Origin of the sequence: Hydrogenophaga sp. (genome assembly GCF_041633695.1) — a bacterium.
Classification (GTDB): Bacteria; Pseudomonadota; Gammaproteobacteria; order Burkholderiales; family Burkholderiaceae_C; genus Hydrogenophaga.
Genome location: NZ_JBFJMY010000740.1, coordinates 1 through 1,200, shown reverse-complemented (window position 1 = coordinate 1,200; position 1,200 = coordinate 1). Strand labels below are relative to the sequence as shown.

1 protein-coding gene is annotated in these 1,200 nt (G+C 63.1%); it reads left to right on the top strand.

Annotated elements, in window-relative coordinates; translation table 11 throughout:
- Positions 1-16: 16 nt before the first annotated feature.
- Positions 17-1,200, top strand: a 1,184-nt coding sequence (locus ABYB95_RS23720; protein ID WP_372662903.1) for a tannase/feruloyl esterase family alpha/beta hydrolase, incomplete at its 3' end; no start/stop codon positions are given.

Here is a 1,200-nt window from a genome sequence, read left to right as displayed (position 1 = left end):
CCGGGTGACCGGCAAGATGCACGAACGGACCAGTCCGGTCGACAGCAACACCTACGCTGTGGGCTTTGAGATGCGCCTGCCCAAGAACTGGAACGGACGCTTCCTGCACCAAGGCAATGGCGGCATCGACGGTTCCGTCAGAAGTGCGCTCGGGGCCGGCGCAACCGGCCTGAGCCATGCCCTGGCTCAGGGATTTGCCGTGTTGAGCTCGGATGGCGGTCACAGTGGAGGCGCCCCGTACTTCGGCGTTGATCCAGAGGCTCGTCTGGACTATGGCTATCAGGCCGTGAGCAAGCTCACCCCCATGGCCAAACAGGCGATTCAACTGACCTACGGCAAGGCGCCGGACCGCTCCTACTTCGCCGGCTGCTCCAACGGCGGGCGCCACGCCATGGTGGCAGCCGCACGCTACTTCGCCGATTACGACGGCATTCTGGCGGGCGCACCCGGCTACAACCTGCCGAAGGCGGCTCTGGCCAACCTGGCAGGTGCTCGCGAATACGCCAAGGTGGCGACTGTGTCGCCCGTGACCAACAGCACCGAGCTCGCCACCGCCGTGACGGACACCGAGCGCGCAATGGTCGCCAACAAAATACTGGCCAAATGCGACGCACTGGACAACGCGGCCGACGGCTTGATTCAAGACGTGGCCGCCTGCCAGAAAGCCTTCAACCTGGCCGACGATGTGCCGACCTGCAGCGGTGCACGCGACGGCACCTGCCTGACCGCTGCCCAAAAGACTGTGCTGAAGACCATCTTCGACGGCCCCAAGACCAGCAACGGAACGCAGATCTACGCCAGTTTTCCCTATGACGCAGGTTTTGCTGGGTCGGGCGTGCCAGCCTGGGAATATGTGGCAGCCATGGATCGCGACAGCGGCGCCCTCGGCTTCATCTGGCAGATTCCTCCCGCCAACCCGGTGGGCTTTGATGGCGTGAACTACGCGCTGAACACGGACATCGATGCACTCTTCGCCAACATATTCAACGGCAACAACACCACCTACACCGAGTCGGCCATGAGCTTCATGACGCCGCCTGACCCAACCAACATGCAAGGTCTGCGCAAGCGCGGTGGCAAGATCATGGTCTACCACGGCGTGGCCGACCCGATTTTCTCGGTCAACGACAGCGAGAGCTGGTACAAGGGTGTGACGCAGAAGACCGGCGACAACTTCGCCCGCTTCTACCAGGTGCCGGG